The organism is Rivibacter subsaxonicus (assembly GCF_004217215.1).
GTDB lineage: Bacteria > Pseudomonadota > Gammaproteobacteria > Burkholderiales > Burkholderiaceae_C > Rivibacter > Rivibacter subsaxonicus.
In genome coordinates this window covers 170,724-190,862 of the sequence record NZ_SHKP01000005.1, presented here as the reverse complement: position 1 = coordinate 190,862, position 20,139 = coordinate 170,724, and the positions used below count along the sequence as shown (strand labels likewise).

The 20,139-nt window shown below is 71.5% G+C and carries 16 protein-coding genes; 5 read left to right on the top strand and 11 right to left on the bottom strand.

Annotation, left to right across the window (positions count from 1 at the left end; all coding sequences use genetic code 11):
* The first annotated feature begins 7 nt into the window (after positions 1-7).
* Positions 8-1,180 (top strand): MFS transporter, encoded by a 1,173-nt coding sequence (locus EV670_RS06855; protein ID WP_130431097.1) that lies wholly within the window; start codon positions 8-10, stop codon positions 1,178-1,180.
* Here EV670_RS06855 and EV670_RS06850 read toward each other — a convergent pair.
* From EV670_RS06850 to EV670_RS06815, 8 genes are all read right to left on the bottom strand, one after another.
* Positions 1,177-1,968, bottom strand: coding sequence for an SDR family NAD(P)-dependent oxidoreductase (locus tag EV670_RS06850; protein ID WP_130431096.1), 792 nt, complete (start codon positions 1,966-1,968; stop codon positions 1,177-1,179). The two genes, EV670_RS06855 and EV670_RS06850, sit on opposite strands and share 4 nt — an antisense overlap.
* A gap of 6 nt (positions 1,969-1,974) precedes the next feature.
* Complete coding sequence (locus tag EV670_RS06845; protein WP_130431095.1) at positions 1,975-2,526, bottom strand: DUF3833 domain-containing protein; 552 nt, start codon at positions 2,524-2,526, stop codon at positions 1,975-1,977.
* Positions 2,523-3,806, bottom strand: a complete 1,284-nt coding sequence (locus tag EV670_RS06840) for an MFS transporter (protein WP_130431094.1) — start codon at positions 3,804-3,806, stop codon at positions 2,523-2,525. The genes EV670_RS06845 and EV670_RS06840 overlap by 4 nt, the downstream gene beginning before the upstream one ends.
* Positions 3,803-4,354: a chalcone isomerase family protein gene (locus tag EV670_RS06835; RefSeq protein ID WP_130431093.1), complete on the bottom strand. Its 552-nt coding sequence runs from the start codon at positions 4,352-4,354 to the stop codon at positions 3,803-3,805. The genes EV670_RS06840 and EV670_RS06835 overlap by 4 nt, the downstream gene beginning before the upstream one ends.
* Positions 4,351-5,613: an SAM-dependent methyltransferase gene (locus EV670_RS06830; RefSeq protein WP_130431092.1), complete on the bottom strand. Its 1,263-nt coding sequence runs from the start codon at positions 5,611-5,613 to the stop codon at positions 4,351-4,353. The genes EV670_RS06835 and EV670_RS06830 overlap by 4 nt, the downstream gene beginning before the upstream one ends.
* A gap of 19 nt (positions 5,614-5,632) precedes the next feature.
* Complete coding sequence (locus EV670_RS06825) at positions 5,633-6,460, bottom strand: DUF1365 domain-containing protein (protein ID WP_130431091.1); 828 nt, start codon at positions 6,458-6,460, stop codon at positions 5,633-5,635.
* Positions 6,457-7,797 (bottom strand): NAD(P)/FAD-dependent oxidoreductase, encoded by a 1,341-nt coding sequence (locus EV670_RS06820; RefSeq protein ID WP_130431090.1) that lies wholly within the window; start codon positions 7,795-7,797, stop codon positions 6,457-6,459. Before EV670_RS06820 ends, EV670_RS06825 begins: the two co-directional genes overlap by 4 nt.
* Before the next feature lie 323 nt (positions 7,798-8,120).
* On the bottom strand, positions 8,121-8,705 hold the full coding sequence (locus EV670_RS06815) for a glutathione peroxidase (protein ID WP_130431089.1): 585 nt from the start codon (positions 8,703-8,705) through the stop codon (positions 8,121-8,123).
* A gap of 138 nt (positions 8,706-8,843) precedes the next feature.
* Here EV670_RS06815 and EV670_RS06810 point away from each other — a divergent pair, with 138 nt between their 5' ends.
* Together EV670_RS06810 and EV670_RS06805 are read left to right on the top strand one after the other, a co-directional pair.
* Complete coding sequence (locus tag EV670_RS06810) at positions 8,844-9,779, top strand: MerR family transcriptional regulator (RefSeq protein WP_130431088.1); 936 nt, start codon at positions 8,844-8,846, stop codon at positions 9,777-9,779.
* 78 nt (positions 9,780-9,857) lie between these two features.
* The gene (locus tag EV670_RS06805; protein WP_130431087.1) at positions 9,858-10,736 is read left to right on the top strand and encodes a ferritin family protein; all 879 of its coding nucleotides are present in this window, start codon (positions 9,858-9,860) and stop codon (positions 10,734-10,736) included.
* 19 nt (positions 10,737-10,755) lie between these two features.
* Here EV670_RS06805 and EV670_RS06800 read toward each other — a convergent pair whose 3' ends face one another.
* Positions 10,756-11,421, bottom strand: a complete 666-nt coding sequence (locus tag EV670_RS06800) for a glutathione S-transferase family protein (RefSeq protein ID WP_130431086.1) — start codon at positions 11,419-11,421, stop codon at positions 10,756-10,758.
* A 76-nt stretch (positions 11,422-11,497) separates the two neighbouring features.
* Between EV670_RS06800 and rfaE2 the strand changes: the two genes are divergently transcribed.
* Entirely contained in the window at positions 11,498-11,980 is a 483-nt protein-coding gene (gene rfaE2, locus EV670_RS06795; RefSeq protein WP_130431085.1) for a D-glycero-beta-D-manno-heptose 1-phosphate adenylyltransferase, read from the top strand.
* Here the strand turns inward: rfaE2 and rrtA are convergent.
* Together rrtA and glnE are read right to left on the bottom strand one after the other, a co-directional pair.
* On the bottom strand, positions 11,941-12,579 hold the full coding sequence (gene rrtA, locus EV670_RS06790; RefSeq protein ID WP_130431084.1) for a rhombosortase: 639 nt from the start codon (positions 12,577-12,579) through the stop codon (positions 11,941-11,943). The genes rfaE2 and rrtA overlap by 40 nt on opposite strands.
* Positions 12,580-12,875: 296 nt before the next feature.
* The gene (glnE, locus tag EV670_RS06785; RefSeq protein WP_130431083.1) at positions 12,876-15,653 is read right to left on the bottom strand and encodes a bifunctional [glutamate--ammonia ligase]-adenylyl-L-tyrosine phosphorylase/[glutamate--ammonia-ligase] adenylyltransferase; all 2,778 of its coding nucleotides are present in this window, start codon (positions 15,651-15,653) and stop codon (positions 12,876-12,878) included.
* A 207-nt stretch (positions 15,654-15,860) separates the two neighbouring features.
* On the opposite strand from glnE, the gene EV670_RS06780 reads away from it, so the two are divergent.
* Positions 15,861-20,138 carry a YhdP family protein gene (locus EV670_RS06780; RefSeq protein ID WP_165393256.1) on the top strand — a complete coding sequence of 1,426 codons (4,278 nt, stop codon included), beginning with the start codon at positions 15,861-15,863 and terminating at the stop codon, positions 20,136-20,138.
* The last annotated feature ends 1 nt before the right edge of the window (position 20,139 follow it).

Sequence of the window (20,139 nt, the reverse complement as noted above, 5' to 3'; positions counted from 1 at the left end):
GTCGCCGATGAGCCGCGCCGAGTCGCCGGCCGCGCCGGACGCCGCCGCGGTGCGCCGCGGCGTGCTGCTGGTGGCCGCCACCGTGACGCTGGTGGTGCTGATGTTCAGCCTGCTCAACCCGGTGCTGGCGGTGCGGCTGCAGAAGGCCGGTGTCGGTGCCGCCGAGATCGGCTTCTTCCTGATGCTGCCGTTCGCGGCGATCGGGCTGTCGATCCCGCTGCTGCCACATCTGCTGGTGCGCATCGGCCTGGCGCCGGCGATGCGCCTGGGCCTGGCGCTCGAGTTCGGCGCCACGCTGGTCTACGGACTGACGAGCGATTTCCGACTCTGGTGCCTGGCCGCGTTCGCCAGCGGCCTCGGCGCGGCCGCGGTCTGGAACGGCACCGAGGCCCTGATCGCCCACCATGCGCCGCGTGCCGCGCGCGGGCGCTGGATGGGGCTCTACCAGAGCGCGCTCGGGCTGGCGCTCGCGCTCGGCCCCTTCCTGCCGGGCCTGCTCGACCTCGCGCCGACCAGCGCCACCTGGGTGGCCTGCGCCGGCCTCGCGCTCGGCCTGGCGTTGCTGATGACGCCGCCGGTGAGCTGCCTCGGCGCGGCGATGCCGGGCCGCTCCAGCGGCGGCATCCTCGACGCGGCCCGGCGCCACCCGCTGCTGGTCTGGGCCGCCTTCGTCGGCGGCGTGTTCGAGGCCGGCATGGGCGCGATCACCGCCGCCTACGGCTCGCAGCTCGGCCTGACGCTGGCGATGTCGACCTCGATCGCCGGCGTGCTCGGCATCGGCAGCTTCGCGCTGCAGTACCCGACCGGCTGGCTGGCCGATCGCCGCGGGACGCGCAGCCTGCTCATCGCGGCCGCCGCGCTGCTCGCGCTGGCCTCGCTGCCGCTGGCCTGGGCGGTGCAGTCACCGCTGTGGCTGTGGCCGGCGGCGGCGCTGTGGGGCGCGGTCGGCGGCGCGCTCTACACGCTGACGATGATCCGCGTCGCCCACACCTTCGCCGACGAGCCCGGCGGCGGCGTGGTGGCCGGCACCGCGGCGGTGATCGCCGGCTACACCGCCGGCGGCGCTGCCGGTCCGCTGGCCAGCGGCGCCCTGCTCGAGGCTTCAGGGCCGGCCGCGGCCTCGGCGGCGCTGGTACTGCTGGCGCTGTCGGTCGGCGCGATGGCGCTGCGGCGGGGCTAGCTACCTGTCGCGCGCCGGATCGCCTTGAAGTAGAGCCCGTCGCCGAGCAGGCCGAGCGCCTTAAGGGTGCGCGTGAAGCGCTTCGGGAAGTGGATCTCGAAATCGCCCGCAGCCCAGCCGGCCAGGATCTCGCGCGCCGCCTGTTCCGGCGTCAGCAGCGCCGGCATGCGGAACGCGTTCTGCGCGGTCAGCGGCGTCGCGACGAAGCCGGGGTTGATCAGCGAGACGCCAAGGCCCATCTCGTGCAGATCGAGGTAGAGCGTCTGCGCCAGATTGATCAGTGCCGCCTTGGTCGGGCCGTAGGCCAGCGCGTTGGGCAGGCCGCGGTAGCCGGCTACGCTGGCGACCAGGCTCAGGTGGCCACCGCCCTGCGCGCGCAGCAGCGGCAGCACTGCGTCGATCAGGTGCAACGCGCCGACGTAGTTGATCTGCTGGTGGCACAGCATCTCGTCGAGGTCGAACTCGGTGGCGCGCTGCGCCTTGTAGTGGCCGGCGCAGTACATCGCCAGATCGAGCCGTGCGCCGGGCTGGCGCTCGAGCAGCGAGCGCACCTGCGCGGCTGCGGCGAGCATCGACCCGTGGTCGGTCGCATCCAGCGCCACCGCCTGCGCGCCCGGATGCGCCTGCACGAACGACTCCAGCGCCTCGCGGCCGCGCGCCGAGACGATCACGCGTGCGCCGCGCGCGTGCAGCGCCGATGCGGTCGCGCGGCCGATGCCGGTCGAGGCGCCGACCAGCCAGGCATGGCGCCCGCGCCAGTCGTCGAGCTTCGGGTTGGGCTTGCCCATCGAGGCTCAGGGCTGCCTGCTGAAGGCGAGCGTGACCTCGCCGAGCCGGATGCCGAACTTGCTCATCACGGCCTTGTTGAGCATGACGCGCTCGTCGACCAGCCACATCCAGTCGTCGAACTGCACCTCGACGACTCGGCCGTCGACCGGCAGCTTCAGCGTGTACTTCCAGTTGAAGGCGTTGCCGGCCGCCTGCCCCTGCGCCACGCCGGCCACGTCGTCGGCGGTGCCGGTGTAGCGGCCATCCTGCAGCTTGACCAGCTTCCAGACCCGTCGCTGCGTGCTGCCGTCGCTGTAGCGGAAGTCCTCTTCGAGCACACCCTCGTTGCCGGTCCAGGTACCGGTCATCGCGACCGTGAAGCGCCTGACGACCTTGCCCGAGCGGTCGGTGAAGACGCCGTGCGCCGTAAGCGGGCCGCTCAGGTACCGCGCCAGGTCGAGCGTCGGCTGCTCGGCGGCGTAGTCGGCGACGCTCGGGCCGGCACAGCCGGCAACGATGAACACGGCCACGAGGAGGCTGGCGGCGGGCCGGGCACGCCGCGGCTCGAGCTTGCTCATGAGGTGCTGAAGGCGAGTTGATCGGATCGTGGCTCGGCTCGCGCTAGCCCGAGGCGCCACAGCGCCAGCGCCGCGAGCAGCTTCAGCACGCAGGGCAACACGCAGTAGGCGATCGACAGCGCGATCAGCGCGTCGGCATCACGCGCGCCGGGCGCATAGCCGAAGACCGCCAGCAGCGGCAGCGCGATGCCGGCGGCCAGCGCCAGGTTGAGCTTGGTCGCGAAGTTCCACCAGCCGAAGTAGGCGCCCTCGGCGCGGCCGGCATGGCCGTTGCGCTGGATCACGCCGGCCAGCAACGCGCCGGGCAGCGCGAGATCGGCGCCGAGTGCGATGCCGCTGGCGATGCAGACCGCGAGGAAGGCGCCGCGATCACCGGCGCCGAGCGTGAAGGCCCAGGCGAAGCTCGCGATCGCCAGCAGCATGCCGGCGAGCCAGCTGCGGCCGAGTCCGATGCGGCCGACCAGCCGCACCCACAGCGGCATCGACAGCGCAGCGGCGGCAAAGTAGGCCGCCAGGAACAGCGGCTCCCAGCTCGCGGCCTGCAGCCGGTCGCGAATGAAGAACAGCACCAGCGTGGCCGGCACCGCGCTGGCCACGCCGTTGAGCAGGAAGACCAGCAGCAGTCGACGAAAAGCGGGGCTTCGCAGCGGCAGCAGCAAGGGCACGACGGACGCGTCGCGGTCGATCGCGGGTGTCGGTCGTGGCGCCCGCGCCAGCAGCAGCAGGCCGAGCACGAGCAGCAGCGAAAAGCCGGCGCTCATCGCCGGCAACCCGGCCAGCGCCGGCAGCACGCTGGCGACCAGGACCCCGACCAGCGCCGCCGCCTCGCGCCAGGCCACGACGCGGGCGCGGCCGCTCTCGTCGCCGCCGAGCCGCGCGCCCCAGGCCTGGTGCGCCACCGAAACCGCGCTGTAGCCGAGGTAGGTGATCGCCAGCCCGAGGCCGCACCACCAGAGCAGCGCCGGCGTGCCGCTCACCGCGGGAAAGAACAGCGCGTGAAAGCCGATCGCCAGCGCCACCGCGGCGGCGGCGGCCAAGGCCAGCACCTGCTTGACGGAGCGCGCGAACAGCCGGTCGACCAGGCGGCCGATCAGCGGGTCGGCCAGCGCGTCGAGCAGGCGCGCGCCGAGCAGCACCGCACCCAGCGCCGCCAGCGGCACGCCGAGCCGCTCGGCGTAGTGGCTGGGCAGCAGCACGTAGAGCGGCAGCGCGACGAAGGCCAGCGGCAGGCCGAGCGCGCCGTAGGCGAGACCTTGGCGCGCGCCGGCGAGGGCGCTCATCGGGCACCGCCGAGCAGCGCGGATCGCAGCGCGGGTTGCGAGCTGTCGGGCCCGAGCCAGATGCCGAAGAAGCGGCGCGCGAATTCGGGGTCGGCCAGCTCGCAGGCCAGCTCGCCGTTGACGAAGAAGCGTGTCGGCTCACCCGGGCGCTGGAGGCCGGTGATGCGGTCGCCGGGCTTGACGTCCGGGAAGCACTGCTTCATCGCGGTCAGCCAGCCTCCGGCCTGGGCGTCGGGCAGGGCGCCGGCGCGGCGCATCTCCTCGATCGAGCGCTCGGCGATCCGGGCGCCATCGAGCGCACGGGCGTACTCGAGTTCGAGGGCGAGTGGATGCCCCGCGTAGTCGGTGCCGGACGGATGCCCGGGCGCGACCCAGAGCCGGGCGTCGTAGATGTGCATGCCGAACCAGCGCAGGCGCCCGTCGCCGAGCAGGCGCGCGCCGGGAATCGCGCGCTCGACCTCGGCCGGCACGCCGCGCGCGAACACGCACGGCGCGGCCGGCGCCAGGGCGCCTGCGGCGAGCAGCGTCAGGGCTTGGCGTCGTTTCATGCCGGCTTCTTGCGCAGCGTGAACTGGATGACGTCGGTGTTGCCGGTGGCGAAGGCCGCCTCGCAGTAGGCGAGGTAGAAGTCCCAGATGCGGATGAAGCGCTCGTCGAAGCGCAGCGCGCGCACCTGCGGCCCCTCGGCGTGGAACTTCCGGCGCCAGCGGCGCAGCGTCTCGGCGTAGTCGGCGCCGAAGGCCAGGCGCCGCTCGACCTCCAGCCCGGCGCTGCGCGCCGCGGCCTCGAAGGCGCTCGGGCTAGGCAGCAGGCCGCCGGGAAAGATGTACTGCTGGATGAAGTCGGTCGAGCCGACGTAGCGCTCGAACAGGTCGTCGCGGATCGTGATGCTCTGTATGCAGGCGCGGCCGCCGGGCTTGAGCCGCTCGTTGATCGTGGCGAAGAAGCCCGGCCAGTACTCGCGGCCGACCGCCTCGAACATCTCGATCGAGACGATCGCGTCGAAGGGCGGGTCGTCGATGTCGCGGTAGTCCTGGAAGCGCAGCTCGGCGCGCCCGGCGACGCCGGCCTGCGCCAGCCGCCGGCGCGCGAACTCCAGCTGCTCGCTCGACAGCGTGACGCCGGTGACCTGCGCGCCGCGCTCGAGCGCGGCGGCCTCGGCCAGCGCGCCCCAGCCGCAGCCGATCTCGAGCAGGCGCGAGCCATCGGTGACGCCGGCCTCGTCGAGCGCGCGCCGGACCTTGGCCTGCTGCGCCTCGATCGTCGGCCGGGTGGGGTCGCCGTCGAACCAGGCGCTCGAGTAGTTCATCGACTCGTCGAGCCAGAGCCGGTAGAACTCGTTGCCGAGGTCGTAGTGGGCATGGATGTTCTTGCGGCTGCCGCTGCGCGAGTTGCGGTTGAGCAGGTGGCGGGCGCGGTGCAGCAGCGCGCCCCACCAGGAGCCGTAGATCACCGACTCGATCTGCTCGCGGTTGGCGATGAAGAGCTCGAGCAGCGCGACCAGGTCGGCGCTGTGCCAGTCGCCGTCGATGTAGCTCTCGGCAAAGCCGATGTCGCCCGAGCTCAGCGCGCGAGCGCAAACCGCCCAGTTGTGCAGCCGGATCGAGGCGCGTGGCGCCGCGCCGCGGCCGAAGTGCAAGCTGCTGCCGTCGGGCAGTTGCACGTCGAGCGTGCCGTGGCGCAGGTGGGCCAGGAGCCGGAACACCGCGCGTGCCGCGGCCGGTGCGCCGGCCGGCAGGCGGGCCGTGGCGCTCGATGCCGTGGAGGTGGTGGCGCTGGGTGCCGAGGTGCTGGGGCTCATGTTCATGGGGTCGGCGCGGGACCGCTCAGCGCGTGACGAGGGTGGACGGTGGTTGCGGCTTGCGCAGGAACGGAACCCGCTTGCGCCACAGGCGCAGTGCCTGCCAGTGGATGCGGGCGACGACGCCGAGGGTCATCAGCGGCATGCCGAGCAGCGCGCGGCGCGCCGACGCGGCCGTCAGCGGCTCGAGCCGGCCGCTGAGGCTGGTCTGCAGCAGCGGGCCGTCGGCGTCGTCGTGGTCGATGCGCACGACGATGCGTTCGCCGTCGGGGGTGGAGCGGTGCGGAGCCATCGGGGAATCACTACGCGGCCCGGCCGCATCCGGATGCGAGCCGGTGCGCAGGAAGCGAAAGCGGTAGCGACCCTCGACCGCGCAGAAGGGCGACACATGGAAGACCTTGCGCGCCTCGAACTCCTGGCCCCAGCGCATGCCCGGCCGCTGGAGCAGGTAGACATGGCGTTCGCCGAAGGTGTTGTTGACCTCGACCACCACCGCCGCCAGCGAGGCGTCGGCGCGGTGCGCGAACCAGAAGCTCACCGGCTTGAAGGCGTAGCCGAAGACGCGCGGATAGCACTGCAGCCAGATCTCGCCGTCGGCGTCGTCCACGCCTTCGCTGGCCAGCAGGCGCTCGAGCCAGACCAGCGCGTCGGGGCCGCCGTCGCCGTGGTCGCGGTCATCGAAGGACAGTGGCGCGAAGCGGTTGCGCGGTAGTGCCGCCGGGGGCGTCGAGCGCAGCGTGCGCATCGGCAGCAGCAGGAAGTAGCTGCGGTAGGCGAAGGCGTTGGCGACCGGCCGCAGGCGTGCGTGGCGCACGCTGCCAAAGCCGATCAGCGGCACGGCTGCGGAGTTCACGCGGCGCTCCGCTGCAGCTCGTGCCCGCTCGTGCAGGCGGCAACCGCACTTGCCGCCTGCAGGCCCGACCTGAGGCCGTCCTCGTGGAAGCCGTAGCCGGTCCAGGCGCCGCAGAACCAGGTCCGGTCGCGGCCCTGGATCGTCGGCAACCGGCGCTGAGCCTCGACCGCCGCCAGGTCGAAGACCGGATGCTCGTAGTCGAAGCGGCCGATCACCGCCGACTCGCGCAGGGGGCGTACCGGGTTGAGCGTGACGAACAGGTCCTGGGTGAAGGGCAACGGCTGCAGCCGGTTGAGCCAGTAGTGCAGGCAGACGCGGGTCTGCTCCCGGTCATCGCTCGCCGCGCGCTCGTAGTTCCACGCGGCCCAGGCCCGCTTGCGCGACGGCATCACCGAGGCGTCGGTGTGCAACACCGCGCGGTTGGGCTGGTAGCGGATCGCGCCAAGCACGGCGCGCTCCTGCGGCGTGGCGTCGGCCAGCAGCGCCAGCGCCTGGTCGCTGTGGCAGGCCAGCACGAGTTGGTCGAAATGCTCGGTGCCGCCGGCGGTGCTCAGCTGCACGCCACCGGGGCGGCGACGCACCTGCTCGACCGGGGTTGCCACGCGCGCGTCGCCGATCTGCGCGAGCATCTTCTCGACGTAGTGCCGCGCGCCGCCGCGCACCGTGTACCAGCGGGGCCGGTTGCTGACCTGGATCAGCCCGTGGTTGTGGCAGAAGCGGATCATCGTGCCGACCGGAAAGCGCAGCATCTGCTCGGTCGGGCACGACCAGATGCAGCCGATCATTGGCAGGAAATACCAGTCGCAGAAGGTCTCGCTGAAGCGGTTCGTGCTCAGGAAGTCGCCGATCGGCAGGCGCAGCGACGCGTCGTCGCCGGCCTCGGCCAGCGCCGTGCAGAGCCGGTTGAAGCGCAGGATCTCGCGCAGCAGGTACCAGAAGCGCGGCCGCAGCAGGTTGGCACGCTGGGCGAAGACGCTGTTCAGGTCGCTGCCGCTCCACTCGAGCGCCTTGCCGGCGCCGAACTCCTCGGGCACCTGCACCGAGAACGACATCTCGGATGGCGCGGTTGCCACGTCGAGCTCGGCGAACAGCTCGATCAGCTGCGGATAGGTGCGCTCGTTGAAGACCAGGAAGCCGGTGTCGACGCCGTGGGTAAGTGCTCCGTGCGGGCCCGGCAGGCAGACCTCGACCGTGTTGGTGTGGCCGCCGAAGTAGCTGCCGGCCTCGAACAGCACGACCTCGGCGCGCGCGCTGGCCGGGTCGCGGCCCAGGGCGTACGCGGCCGCCAGGCCGGAAATGCCGGCGCCGACGACCGCGATGCGGCGGGTGCTGCTCATCGCCCCGGCAGCGCCAAGCGGGCCGGCGCGGCCTGCGAAAAGAGAAACGCCGCGAAGCGCCCCCGAGCGAAGGAGGGAGGGAGGGAGGAGGAGGAGAACCGCTCGGGGATTGCGGTCGGGACGAGCCCGCGCCGGCTTCGTGGCGAAAAACCTTGGCCGTCTCCCGCGGCCGCTGCGTCCGCATGATGGACGCTTCCGGGTGAGAGCGCTGCGAGGCCCGCAGGTTCCCCTGTCCGCGAGTCGGATGAGGGACGGAGGCTCGAGGTGCCGCAGGCTGATCGGAAATCTTTTGAACTCATCAGTTCAAAAGATTACTACATGTTCTACTTGCTGTCCAGCAGCCTCTCGATTTCCTCGACCAGCGCGCGGTCTTGCGGGTCGACCATGCTGGAGTAGCTGCGAACAGTGGCGCCCTCGCGGTCGATCAGGTACTTGTGGAAGTTCCAGCCTGGCGTCTTGCCGCTGCGCTTGCTCAGTTCGGCGAACAGCGGGTCGATGCTGGCACCCTTCACGGTGGTCTTGGCGAACATCGGGAACTGCACGCCGAAGGTGTTCTCGCAGAAGGCCGCGATGTCCTTGTTGCTGCCCGGCTCCTGGGCGCCGAAGTCGTTGGTCGGAAAGCCCAGCACCACCAGCCCGCGCGGCTGAAAGCGCTTGTAGAGCGCCTCCAGACCCTTGTACTGCGGCGTGAAGCCGCAGTAGCTGGCGGTGTTGACGACCAGCACGACCTTGCCCGCGTACTGGCAGAGGTTCTGCGGCTTTTCGTCCTGCAGCCGTGGCACGCTGCGGTCGAGCAGCGCCGGGCAGCTGGCGGCGAGTGCCGGCGCGACGTGGAGGCAGGCCGCCAGCAGCAGGGCCTGGCCTAGGCGGGCCGCGTGGCGTGATCGAGAGGTATTGAGACGAAGCATGATTTGTCCTGGGCAGCGGCTGGGTACTGACCTATATTACGCACGCTTCGTCGGAATGACAACGAATGTCCTGGACAAATATCCGATGCGTCTCTCAGCCGTCCAAGCCTGTCGTACGCTCCTCGGCGAGGGGCTCGCATGAATGATCGCCGCAGCGCGCGGCCGATCACGCTCTCGATCGCTGCGGTCGAGCGTGATACCGGCCTGAGCAAGGACACGCTGCGGGTCTGGGAACGCCGCTACGGCTTTCCGCAGCCGGCGCGCGACGACTTCGGCGAGCGCGTCTATCCGATCGAGCAGGTCGAGAAGCTGCGCACCATCAAGCGCCTGCTCAATGGCGGCCACCGGCCCGGGCGCATCGTGGCGATGCCGATCGACGACCTGCAGCGCCTGGCCGACAGCTGCAACCCCGCGCCGCCGCGCAGCGCGCCGGATGCCGCGGCACCCGACCTGCGCGACTACATCGAGCTGATCCGCTCGCACGACGTCGATAGCCTGCGCCGCGCGCTCTCGCAGTCGCTGCTGCGGATCGGGCTCGGCCGCTTCGTGGTCGAGGTGATCGCGCCGCTCAACCTGCTGGTCGGCGACAGCTGGATGCGCGGCCATCTGGAGATCTTCGAGGAGCATCTCTACACCGAGTCGATCCACGTGGTGCTGCGCAGCGCGATCGCCTCGGTGCCGAGCGCCGATGTCGGCGACCGGCCGCGCGTGCTGCTGACCACCTTTCCCAACGAGCCGCACGGGATCGGCCTGCTGATGGCCGAGACGCTGTTCGTGCTCGAGGGCGCCCGCTGCGTGAGCCTCGGGACCCAGACTCCGATCTGGGACATCGCGCTGGCCGCCACCGCGCTGCGCGCCGACATCGTCGCGCTCAGCTTCACCTCGGTGCTGACGCCGACCCTGGTGCACGAGGGGCTGGCCGAACTGCGCGACAAGCTGCCGCGCTCCGTCGAGCTGTGGGCCGGCGGCGCGGCGCCGGTGCTGCACCGGCGGCCGGTGGCCGATGTGCTGGCGCTGGACGCGCTCGAGGCCGTCGGTCCCGAGGTCCGGCGCTGGCGGGCCGAACGCGGCTGAGCCCGCTGATTCGGTGCCGCGCCGCGCGGACTGTCACGGTCCCTGCCTAAAATGGCTGTAACCACCGGAAAGACCGTCATGCTTTACCCCGAACTCTTCAAACAGCTCGAATCCGTGCGCTGGAACATGGACAAGGACATTCCTTGGGACAAGTTCGACGCCGCCAAGCTCACCGACGAGCAGGCCCAGACGGTCAAGATGAATGCGATCACCGAGTGGTCGGCGCTGCCGGCCACCGAGATGTTCCTGCGCGACAACCGCGGCGACAGCGACTTCTCGGCCTTCATGAGCGTCTGGTTCTTCGAGGAGCAGAAGCACTCGCTGGTGCTGATGGAGTACCTGCGCCGCTTCCGCCCCGAGTTGCTGCCGACCGAGGCCGAGCTGCACGAGGTGCGCTTCGAGTTCGACCCGGCACCGCCGCTCGAGACGCTGATGCTGCACTTCTGCGGCGAGATTCGGCTCAATCACTGGTATCGCCGTGCCGCCGAATGGCACAGCGAGCCGGTCATCAAGGCCATCTACGAGACGCTCGCGCGCGACGAGGCCCGCCACGGCGGCGCCTACCTGCGCTACATGAAGCGCGCGATGCAGAAGTTCGGCGACGAGGCGCAGGCCGCCTTTGCCAAGGTCGGCGTGCTGATGGCCAGCGCGCGGCGCACCGCGCAGGCGCTGCACCCGACCAACCTGCACGTCAACGCCTCGCTGTTCCCGCGCGACACCATCCAGAGCCGCCTGCCCGACCCGGCGTGGTTGGAGGAGTGGCTCGACAAGCAGATCCAGTTCGACGCCGTGTGGGAGAACAAGGTCGTCGAGCGCATCCTGCACAACATGAGCCTGCTGATGGAGCGCAGCTTCTCCAGCGTGCAGGAGCTCAACCGCTACCGCAAGGAAATCACCCAGCGGCTGCAGGCCGCTGCGGCCGCCGGCGGCGCGGGTGCCAATCCGCTGCCGGCCTGAGCCGGCGGCACGCGTTCGTTCAACCGCCCGCGATCAGCGCGGCGCGCTCCTGGTCGGCCTTGCGGTCGGCCGCCACCTTCTGCGCGGTGGGGCGCTGCTCGATGAACTTCACGTACGGCTTCCAGTCGATGCCGTGCTTGGCGAGCAGGTCCTCGCCGTAGATGATCTTGGTCGCCATCGCCGCCACCGGCAGGTGCACGTAGGCGCAGCAGTCGGCCAGCGTGAAGCTGTCCCCGCCCGCGTAGGGCGCGAACTTCAGCAGCTGCTTGACGGCCGGGATGTTCTTCTCGAGCTGCTCGCGCACCCGCTCGATGTACTTCTCGGGCAACGTGCCGCCGAAGAAGGCCTGCCCGTAGAGCTGGCGCACGACCAGCTCCAGATGCACGTCGAGAAAGAGGCACAGCTCGCGCACCTTGGCCGCGGCGAAGGCGTCCTTGGGCAGCAGCGGCGGCTCGGGGTAGGTGGCCTCGATCCACTCGTTGATCACCTGGCTCTCGGCGATCGGGCCGTCCGGCGTCAGCAGGTACGGCACCTTGCCGAGCGGCGAGGCGGCCAGCATCGCCGCGTCGACGCCCTTGCCGGTCTTGACGATGCGCTCCTCGAAGGGCACGCCCTTCTCGAGCAGCGCCAGCTTGGACTTGTTGTGATAGTTCGAGAGCGGAAAGCCGCACAGCGTGATCGTCATCGGGTGTCTCCTGTTGTTGGCAGAAGTCTAGGCTTTGCGCCGATGCGCCCGCTGTAGCCGAGGCGACAATCGCCCGATGCAAGACCTCCCGGCCTTCTTCGACAAGCTCTGCTCGCGCGAGCAACTGGCATCACGCATCGCCGCGCTGCCGCGGCCGCTGGTGTTCACCAACGGCGTGTTCGACATCCTGCATGTGGGCCACGTGAGCTACCTCGCGCGGGCGCGCGCGCTCGGCGCCAGTCTCGTGATCGGCCTCAACAGCGACGCTTCCGCGCGCACCCTCGGCAAGGGCCCGGATCGCCCGCTCAACCGCGAGGCCGACCGCGCCGCGGTGCTGGCCGCACTGGAGAGCGTGAGCCTGGTCGCGCTGTTCGACGAGAACATGCCGCTCGAACTGCTCAAGCTGGTGCGGCCCGATCTGTACGTGAAGGGCGGCGACTACGAGATCGAGTCGCTGGCCGAGACGCCGCTGGTGCGCAGTTGGGGCGGTGACGCCCGCGCCTTGCCCTTCATCGACGGTTACTCGACCACCTCGCTGGTGCGCCGCATCCGCGGCTGATCGCGAAAGAGCCGCGCTGCCAGCAGCGCGCACAGCGCGCCGGCCACCACGCCGGCCGCATGCGAGAAGGGCGCGACCGCGATGTCCCAGCCCGCCGGCCAGCGCAGTGCCGGCCCCCAGGGCTCTTCGAGCACGATCTTCAGCAGCAGCACGGCAGCAATCGCGAGGCCGAGCCGGCGCTCGCGGCCGCTACGGAGAATCAGTTCGACCGCGACCACCGCGACCCCGGCATGCAGCACGCCCGACAGCCCGCCGTAGCCGGCGAGTTCGGGGCGCAGCAGCAGTGCCAGATGGGTCAGTGGCCAGGCCATGAACCAGGCCAGCGCGGCGCGTGTCGGCATCCGCGCGGCAATGCCGAGCGCGATCACCAGTACCGCGCCGGCCATGTTGGCCAGCAGGTGCAGCTGGCTGTAGTGAACCCAGGCCGCGCTCCAGATGCGCCAGGGCTGAATCCAGGTGCGGGTGGGGCGCCATTCGAGTCCGTGGGCGAGTTCGGACGGGGGGCCGGTGATGGCGAGGAGCACGGCGGGGAGCAGCAGCAACGCGCCGGCGGCAAACCAGGCCCCGACTGCGCGCTGTCGCGCTGTCGCGTCATTCATCCTTACGCCGACTTGATCTCACCGCATCTTGTGCTTGGATGACTGCAAACCAGCTTGCCATTCCTGCCGGTCCAAGCACGTATCCGAACCAGTACGGAAGCCAGTCTGTGAGCCAGTAGACGAGCAGACCGATGATGCCCACCACGGCCAGACCGTACCCCAGCATTCGCCAGTTGTTTGCGCTAGCAATCTGAGCGGGCGTAGGCGTGGGTTGCCAAGGTGGCGGTTTCGCCAAAAGCTCCAGCGACGAACGGAAGAACCTTGTTGGCATGGCTTAGCAGCATCTAAGTCGATGATCAGGTGCCGAATACGGCGGCGCTAAGCGCCCGCACCGCCGCCCGCTCCGCTGCAAAGCTCTCCCCGTCCATCATCGTCGGCGCCTCATCCAACCGCGCCCGATGCTGCGCCCGCCGCAACTCTCGATAGGCATCGGCCGCCGCATGGCCGACGCCCGCCGGTAGCAAGCCCGCCTGCTCGGCGCGTTCGAGCAGCGCAATGTTCCCCGCGTCATCCCGCAGCGGCGGATGCGCCGCGCCATGCGCCAGTACCAGCGTCTGCACCGCGAACTCGACGTCGAGCATGCCGCCCTCGCCATGCTTGATCTCGAATTTTCCAGCCGGCACCGGATGCGCCGCGTGCAGCCGCTTGCGCATTGCCAGCACCTCCTCGCGCAGCGCGACGCCATCGCGCGGCGCGCAGATCACGCCGCGGCGCACCGCCTCCACGCGGCTCGCCAGCGTCGGATCGCCCGCACACCAGCGCGCCCGCGTGATGGCCTGGTGCTCCCAGGTCCACGCGGTGTTGCTGCCGCGGCCCTGCTGGTAGCGCTCGAAGGCGGCAATCGAGGTGACCAGCAAGCCCGAGTTGCCGTTGGGTCTGAGCGCGGTGTCGATGTCGAACAGCTCGCCGGCCGCACTGCGCAGCGTCAACCAGGTGATCAGCTTGCGTGTGAAGGCGGCATAGACCTCGGCCGCGCGGTCGGGGTCGGGCTCTCCCTCGTCGTCGAAGAGGAACACCACGTCGAGGTCCGAGCCGTAGCCCAGTTCCTTGCCGCCGAGCTTGCCGTAGGCGACCACCGCAAAGCGCGGGTCCTCGCGATGGCGCGTCTTCAGGTGCTGCCAGGCCCAGCGGATCGTCACGTCGAGCGTGGCGTCGGCCAGCGCCGAGAGATCGTCGGCAACCTGTTCGACGGTGAGCCGGCCCTCGACATCGCGCACCAGGGTGCGGAAGATCTCGGCGTGATGCGCGCGGCGCAGCGTGTCGAGCAGCGATTCCTCGTCGGCCTCACCGCCGCGGCCCCACGCCGCGCGGCGCTCTTCGAGCTCGCGCATGAAGCTCGCGCGCTCGAAGCGGCCACCGAGCAGCCGGTTGTCGGCCAGCTCGTCGATCACGCCCGGATGGCGCATCAGGTAGCGCATCGGCCAGCGCGCCAGGCCGAGCAGGCGCAGCAGCCGCGACAGCACCTCGGGCCGCTCGGCCAGCAGCGCCAGATAGCTCTCGCGCCGCAGCAGTGGTTCCAGCCAGTCGAGGAAGCGCATCACGGCGGGTTCGTCGATGTGCGTGCCGTCGATGCAGGCGCAGGCACGGCCGAGCAGCTTGGCCAGGCGCAGCTTGGTGTCGTCCTTCAGCAGCGCGACCTTGGGCGAGGCGGCGAAGGCGCGCGCCCGCTCGCGCAGGCCCTCGGGCAGCGCCTCGACGAAGGCCTCGCTGTCGACCGGGCGCGGCGTGCCGCCGCAGCTCTTGCAGCCGCCGTTGCCGGCGGCGCTCGGTGCGCGGCCGTCGTGGAGCAGCAGGTCGAACTCGGTGGCGACGAATTCGCGGTGCGCGCACAACTGCTCCAGTAGCTCGCAGGCGTCGGCATTGCAGGCCAGGCCCATCGAGCGAGCGATCCAGCCGAGGTCGGCGTCGTCGGTCGGCAGCAGGTGGGTCTGCTGGTCGTCGAGGTACTGGATGCGGTGCTCGACCCGGCGCAGGAAGACGTAGGCCGCGGCCAGTTGCTGCGCGGTTTCGGGCTTCATCACGCCGACCGCGACCAGGCGTTCGAGCGCGGTCAGCGTCGAGCGCGTGCGCAGCTCGGGGAACTGGCCGCCGCGCACCACCTGCAGCAGCTGCACGATGAACTCGATCTCGCGGATGCCGCCGCGCGAGAGCTTCACGTCATTCGCGCGCTCGGGCCGGCCGGCGGCGCGCCGCGCGGCCTCTTCGCGGATCTTGAGGTGCAGTTGGCGCAGCCCTTCGAAGACGCCGTAGTCGAGGTAGCGCCGGAAGACGAAGGGCACCACCACGCCGCGCAACAACAGCCCCTCGCCGTGCGCCACCGCGGCGGCGGGCGCGACGATGCGGCTCTTGAGCCAGGCAAAGCGCTCCCACTCGCGGCCCTGGACCAGGAAATACTCCTCCAGCATCGCCAGGCTCACCACCGGCGGGCCGGAGTTGCCGTTGGGGCGGAGCGCCAGATCGACGCGAAAGACGAAGCCGTCCTCGGTGGTCTCGCCGATCAGCGTGTAGAGATGGCGCGCGACGAGGCTGAAGTACTCGTGGTTGCTGACGCTGCCATTGCTGCCTCCCTCGGTGTGCCCGTCTTCCTCGTAGACGTAGATCAGGTCGATGTCGGACGAGACGTTGAGCTCGCGCGCGCCGAGCTTGCCCATGCCGAGCACCCAGAAGCCGGGGCGGGCGCCGTCGTCCTGGCGCGGTGCGCCGAAGCGGGCGTCGGCCAGCACGAAGGCCTCGGCCAATGCGCGCTCCAGCGTGACCTCGGCCAGCAGCGTCATCGTCGCGGTCACCGTGGCCAGCGCCGTCGACTGCTCGGCATCGAGCACCGCCAGCCGCTCGAGCACCAGCTGGCGCGCCACCCGCAGCGCCGCCGGCAGCGCGCGGCCATCGGCCTGCAGGCGGTCGATCAGCGCCTCGAGCGCGGCACGGTCGGGCGCGCCGTCGCATTGCGTGGCAAACAGCACGAGTTCAGGCGCGTAGCGCCGCCGCACCCGCTGCACGAAGCGGCTGTGCCCCGCGCCGGCGCCGGGATTAGAGGCATCGCTCACTACGAAGTCGGCCGCAGGCGTGGAACCCATCGGGATGCTCGGGGTCTGTGCTAGGGTCGATCTGTCGGTGGGAGACCCGCGCGAATGACGCGGGCAGATGCAGGAAGCGTGGGGAGAAACAGGCCCGACGCGCCTCGTGCGCGCACCGGCAGAGCTCGTCTGCAAGCCGTGTCGTCCATCTCCGCTCCCACTGTCTCCGATTCGCCGTCGTTGCCTTCGCCGAAAGCGTCCACCTCGATGTTGGGCCGCCTCGGTGCCGCCGCGCTGCGCGTCGTGTTGATGGCGCTGCTGCTGGTGGCGAGTATCAACGCCCTGGCCTGGCTCGTTCTTCAATGGGGGATTCTGCCGCGGATCGGCGACTGGCGCCCCGAGATCGAGCAGCACGCCAGCACCGCACTCGGCGTGCCGGTGCGCATTGGCAACATCGAGGCCAGCGGGCGCGGCACCTGGTCGCAGAGCGTCGAGCTGCGCGATGTGCGCCTGTTGCGCGCCGATGGCGGCGATGCGCTGCACCTGCCGCAAGTCCATGCGCGGCTGTCGCCGCGCTCGTTGCTGCACTGGCCGCCGCGCTTCGACCGCCTCGAGTTCGAGGGCCCGGCGCTCGAGGTTCGGCGCGACGCGCGGGGTCGGCTCTCGGTGGCAGGCATCGCGCTCGATGCCGCCGGCAGCGACGATGGCCAATTTGCCGACTGGCTGTTCCGCCAGCCCAGCCTGCGCATCCGCGCCGGCACGCTGAACTGGATCGACGAGTCCGGCCCCTCAGGTGGCGCCGAGCCGTTGGCACTGAGCGATCTGGAGCTGAGCCTGAGCAACGGCCTGCGGCGGCATGAGTTCCGCCTCGATGCCACGCCGCCGGCCGACTTCGGCAGTCGCTTCAGCCTGCGCGGGAAGTTCACGCAGCCGCTGGTGGCGCAGGGCGCGGCGGCGGCCCACGACGTGGCGGACGCCGACGTCGCGGCCGACGAGGCGCCAGGCGGCATAGCCAACCTGCTGCCCGGCTTCAGCCCGCCGTCGCTGGTGCGTCCGGGCGACTGGCGGCGCTGGCGTGGCAGGCTGTTCGCCGAGACCGCGCACATCGACATCGAACGCCTGCGCGAGCGCTTGCCGCTGCACGCGGCGCTGCAGGGCGGCAGCGGCGCACTGCGCGGCTGGTTCGAGCTGCGCGACGGCACCCTGCGCGGCGCCACCGTCGACCTGGCATTGCAGGACATCGCGCTGCAGTTCACCGACGCCACCGAGCCGCTGGCCTTCGAGCGCATCGCCGGCCGCCTTGGCTTGGCGCTCGAGGGCAATCGCGGTGAACTGCGCCTGGACCGGCTCGGCTTCGACACCGCCGACCAGTTGCACTGGCCAGCCTCCGACCTGCGCCTGGCGTGGCGCAGCGCGGGTACCTCTGCCAGCCTCGAGCAGCTGGCCAGCGAGCCGCTGGCTGCCGGCGAGCTGCAGGCGCAGCGCCTGGACTTGGCGCTGCTGGCGCGCCTTGCCGAGCGCGTGCCGTTGTCGGCACCGCAGCGCGAACGCATCGCGCAGCTCGCGCCGCAGGGCCTGCTCAAAGATCTCGACCTGCACTGGGACGGGCCGGCCGCGGCGCCGATCCGCTACCGCGTGCGCGGCAACGCCAGCGGCCTGGCGCTGGCCGCCGCGCCCTTGCCCGGCGAGGACGCGCCGCCCGAGGTGCACGAGGCGCTGGCCCATGGCCACTGGTTCGGCCGGCCCGGCATCGCCGGCGCCGACCTCGGCTTCGAGGCCAGCGAACGCGGCGGCAGCGCGCGCCTGCAGATGCGCAACGGCGCGGTCGAGCTGCCCGGCGTCTTCGAGGAGCCGCGCATCGCGATCGACCGGCTTTCGACGCAACTCAGCTGGACGCTCGAGCCCGGCCGCACCGAGCTGCGCGCGCGCGCGCTGCAGGTCGCCAACGCCGACGCCGAGGGCGAGTTCGAGATCGGCTGGCAGCGCAGCACGCCGCCGCCGTCGACGGCCGCCTCGGCACCGGCCGACCTCGGCAGCATCGACATCAACGGCCGCTTCACGCGCGCGCGGCTGCCGGCGGTGGCGCGCTACCTGCCGCTGTCGATCCCGGCCGGGGTGCGCCATTACCTCGACCACGCGATCCAGGCCGGCGAGTCGCGCGACGCCAGCGTGCGGGTGCGTGGCCCGCTGCACGACTTTCCCTTCGACGGCGGGCGCGGCGGGCCACAGGCCGAGTTCCGCATCAGCGCGCCGCTCGCCGACGCGCGCTTCGCCTATTTGCCGGCTGACCCGGCCTGGGACGGCAGCAGCGCCAGTGGCCGTCCGTGGCCGGCGATCGACGGCATTCGCGGCACGCTGCTGATCGACCGCAACTCGCTCGAACTGCGCAAGTTGCAGGCGCGAATGAGTGGCGTCGGCAGCGGGCGGCTCGAGTTGGCCGGCGTCCAGGGCCGCATCGCCGACCTCGCGCACGACGCCACGCTGGTGATCGATGGCCGCGTCAAGGGCCCGCTGGCCGACATGCTCGGCTTCGTCGGCGCGACGCCGGTCGGCGGCTGGCTCGGCGGGACGCTGGCGCACGCCACGGCCGGCGGCAACGCCGAGCTCAAGCTCGGGCTGCAGATCCCGTTCGCGGACGGCGCGCCGGTGCGCACCCAGGGCCAGCTGCAGCTGGCCGGCAACGACATCCGGCTCGGGCCCGAACTGCCACCGCTCGCCGCGGCCCAGGGCCGGATCGGCTTCAACGAACATGGCATCTCCAGCGCGACGGCGAACGCGCGCCTGCTCGGTGGCGACTTCGCCATCGACGGCGGGCGCCAGGCCGATGGCAGCGAGCGATTCAACCTGCACGGCACGCTGACGGCCGACGGCCTGCGCCGCGCCACCGAGCTCGGCCCGCTGGCCCGCCTGGGCGCCTACCTGCAGGGCCAGACCAGCTACCGCGGCTGGCTCGCCACCGGCCCGGCCGGCACCGAGTGGCAGCTCAGCAGCCCGCTCAGCGGCATGGCTTCGGAGCTGCCGGCGCCGCTGCGCAAGAACGCGCCGGAGACGCTGCAGCTCAGCCTGCACTCGAGTCCGCAAGCGCCCGCCGACACGGCCGGAGCGGGCGCCGCGACCCGACGCGATCAACTGCGCCTTGACCTTGGCGCGCCGGGCCAGCCGGGTGCGGTGCAGGCGCTGGCGCTGCGCGAGAGCGGCGGCGAGGGCGGCCCGCGCCTGCTGCGCAGCGCGATCGGCATCGGCGAGCCGGCGCCACCGGCGGTGGCCGGCGGTGCCGCCAACATCAACCTGGCCGCGCTGTCGGTCGATGCCTGGCGCCGGGTCGTCGACTCGCTGGCGGGCGGCACCGAAGCCGGCAACGCGGTGTCGCTGCCGGCCTCGATCCTGCTGCGCACCCAGGAGCTCGGCATCGGCGGGCGCAAGCTCAACAAGCTCACGGCCGGGCTGACGCGCGCGGGGCAGGGCGCCGACGCGCAGTGGCGCGCCACCCTCGACGCGCAGGAACTGGCCGGCACCGTCGAATGGAGCGAGCGCGGCGCCGGCGCGCTGCGTGCGCGCCTGTCGCGGCTGGCGCTGCCGCGCAGCGAGGCCGAGGCCGTCTCCAGCCTGCTCGAACGAGCCCCGGCCAGCGTGCCGGCGCTCGATGTGGTGGTCGAGGACTTCGAACTTCGCGGCAAGCACCTGGGCAAGCTGGAGATAGCCGCCGCCAACCGCGCCGAGGCGCCAGGGCTGCCGGCCGAGTGGCAGTTGTCCAGGCTCGCGCTGACCACGCCAGATGCCCAGCTGGCCGCCAGCGGTCGCTGGGCGCCGCCGGTCACGCCGGGCGCGGCCCGCCGCACCGAACTCGACTTCAAGCTCGACGTGGCCGACGGCGGCGCGCTGCTGAACCGGCTCGGCCACGGCCAGCTGATGCGCGGCGGCAAGGGCCAGCTCGCGGGCCGGCTCGGCTGGCAGGGCAGCCCGCTCGCGCCGGACTACCCGAGCCTCGACGGCCAGATGAACCTGGCGCTCGAACAGGGCCAGTTCCTGCAGGCCAAGCCGGGCGCGGCGCGGCTGCTCGGCGTGCTGAGCCTGCAGTCGCTGCCGCGCCGGCTGATGCTCGACTTCCGCGATGTCTTCAACGAGGGCTTCGCCTTCGACGGCATCGGCGGCGACATCAGCATCGAGCGCGGCGTCGCGAGCACGCGCAACCTGCGCACGCGCGGCGTGCAGGCGCTGGTGCTGGCCGAGGGCAGCGCCGACCTCGAGCGCGAGACGCAGGATCTGCGGGTCTGGGTGCTGCCCGAGATCAATGCCGGCGCCGCCTCGCTGGCCTATGCCGCGATCAACCCGGTGGTCGGTCTCGGCGCGTTTGTGGCGACCTGGTTCTTGCGCGACCCGCTGATCGCGGCCAACACGCGCGAGTTCCACGTGACCGGCCCCTGGGGCGATCCCAAGGTCGAGCGGGTCGAGCGCTCCCAGCTCGAACTGCCCCCGAACCGGGGCCTGCCGGAACCCAAGGCGCCGGGCCTGGCTGCGGCTTCGGCGCCACGCGGCGAGCGTTAGC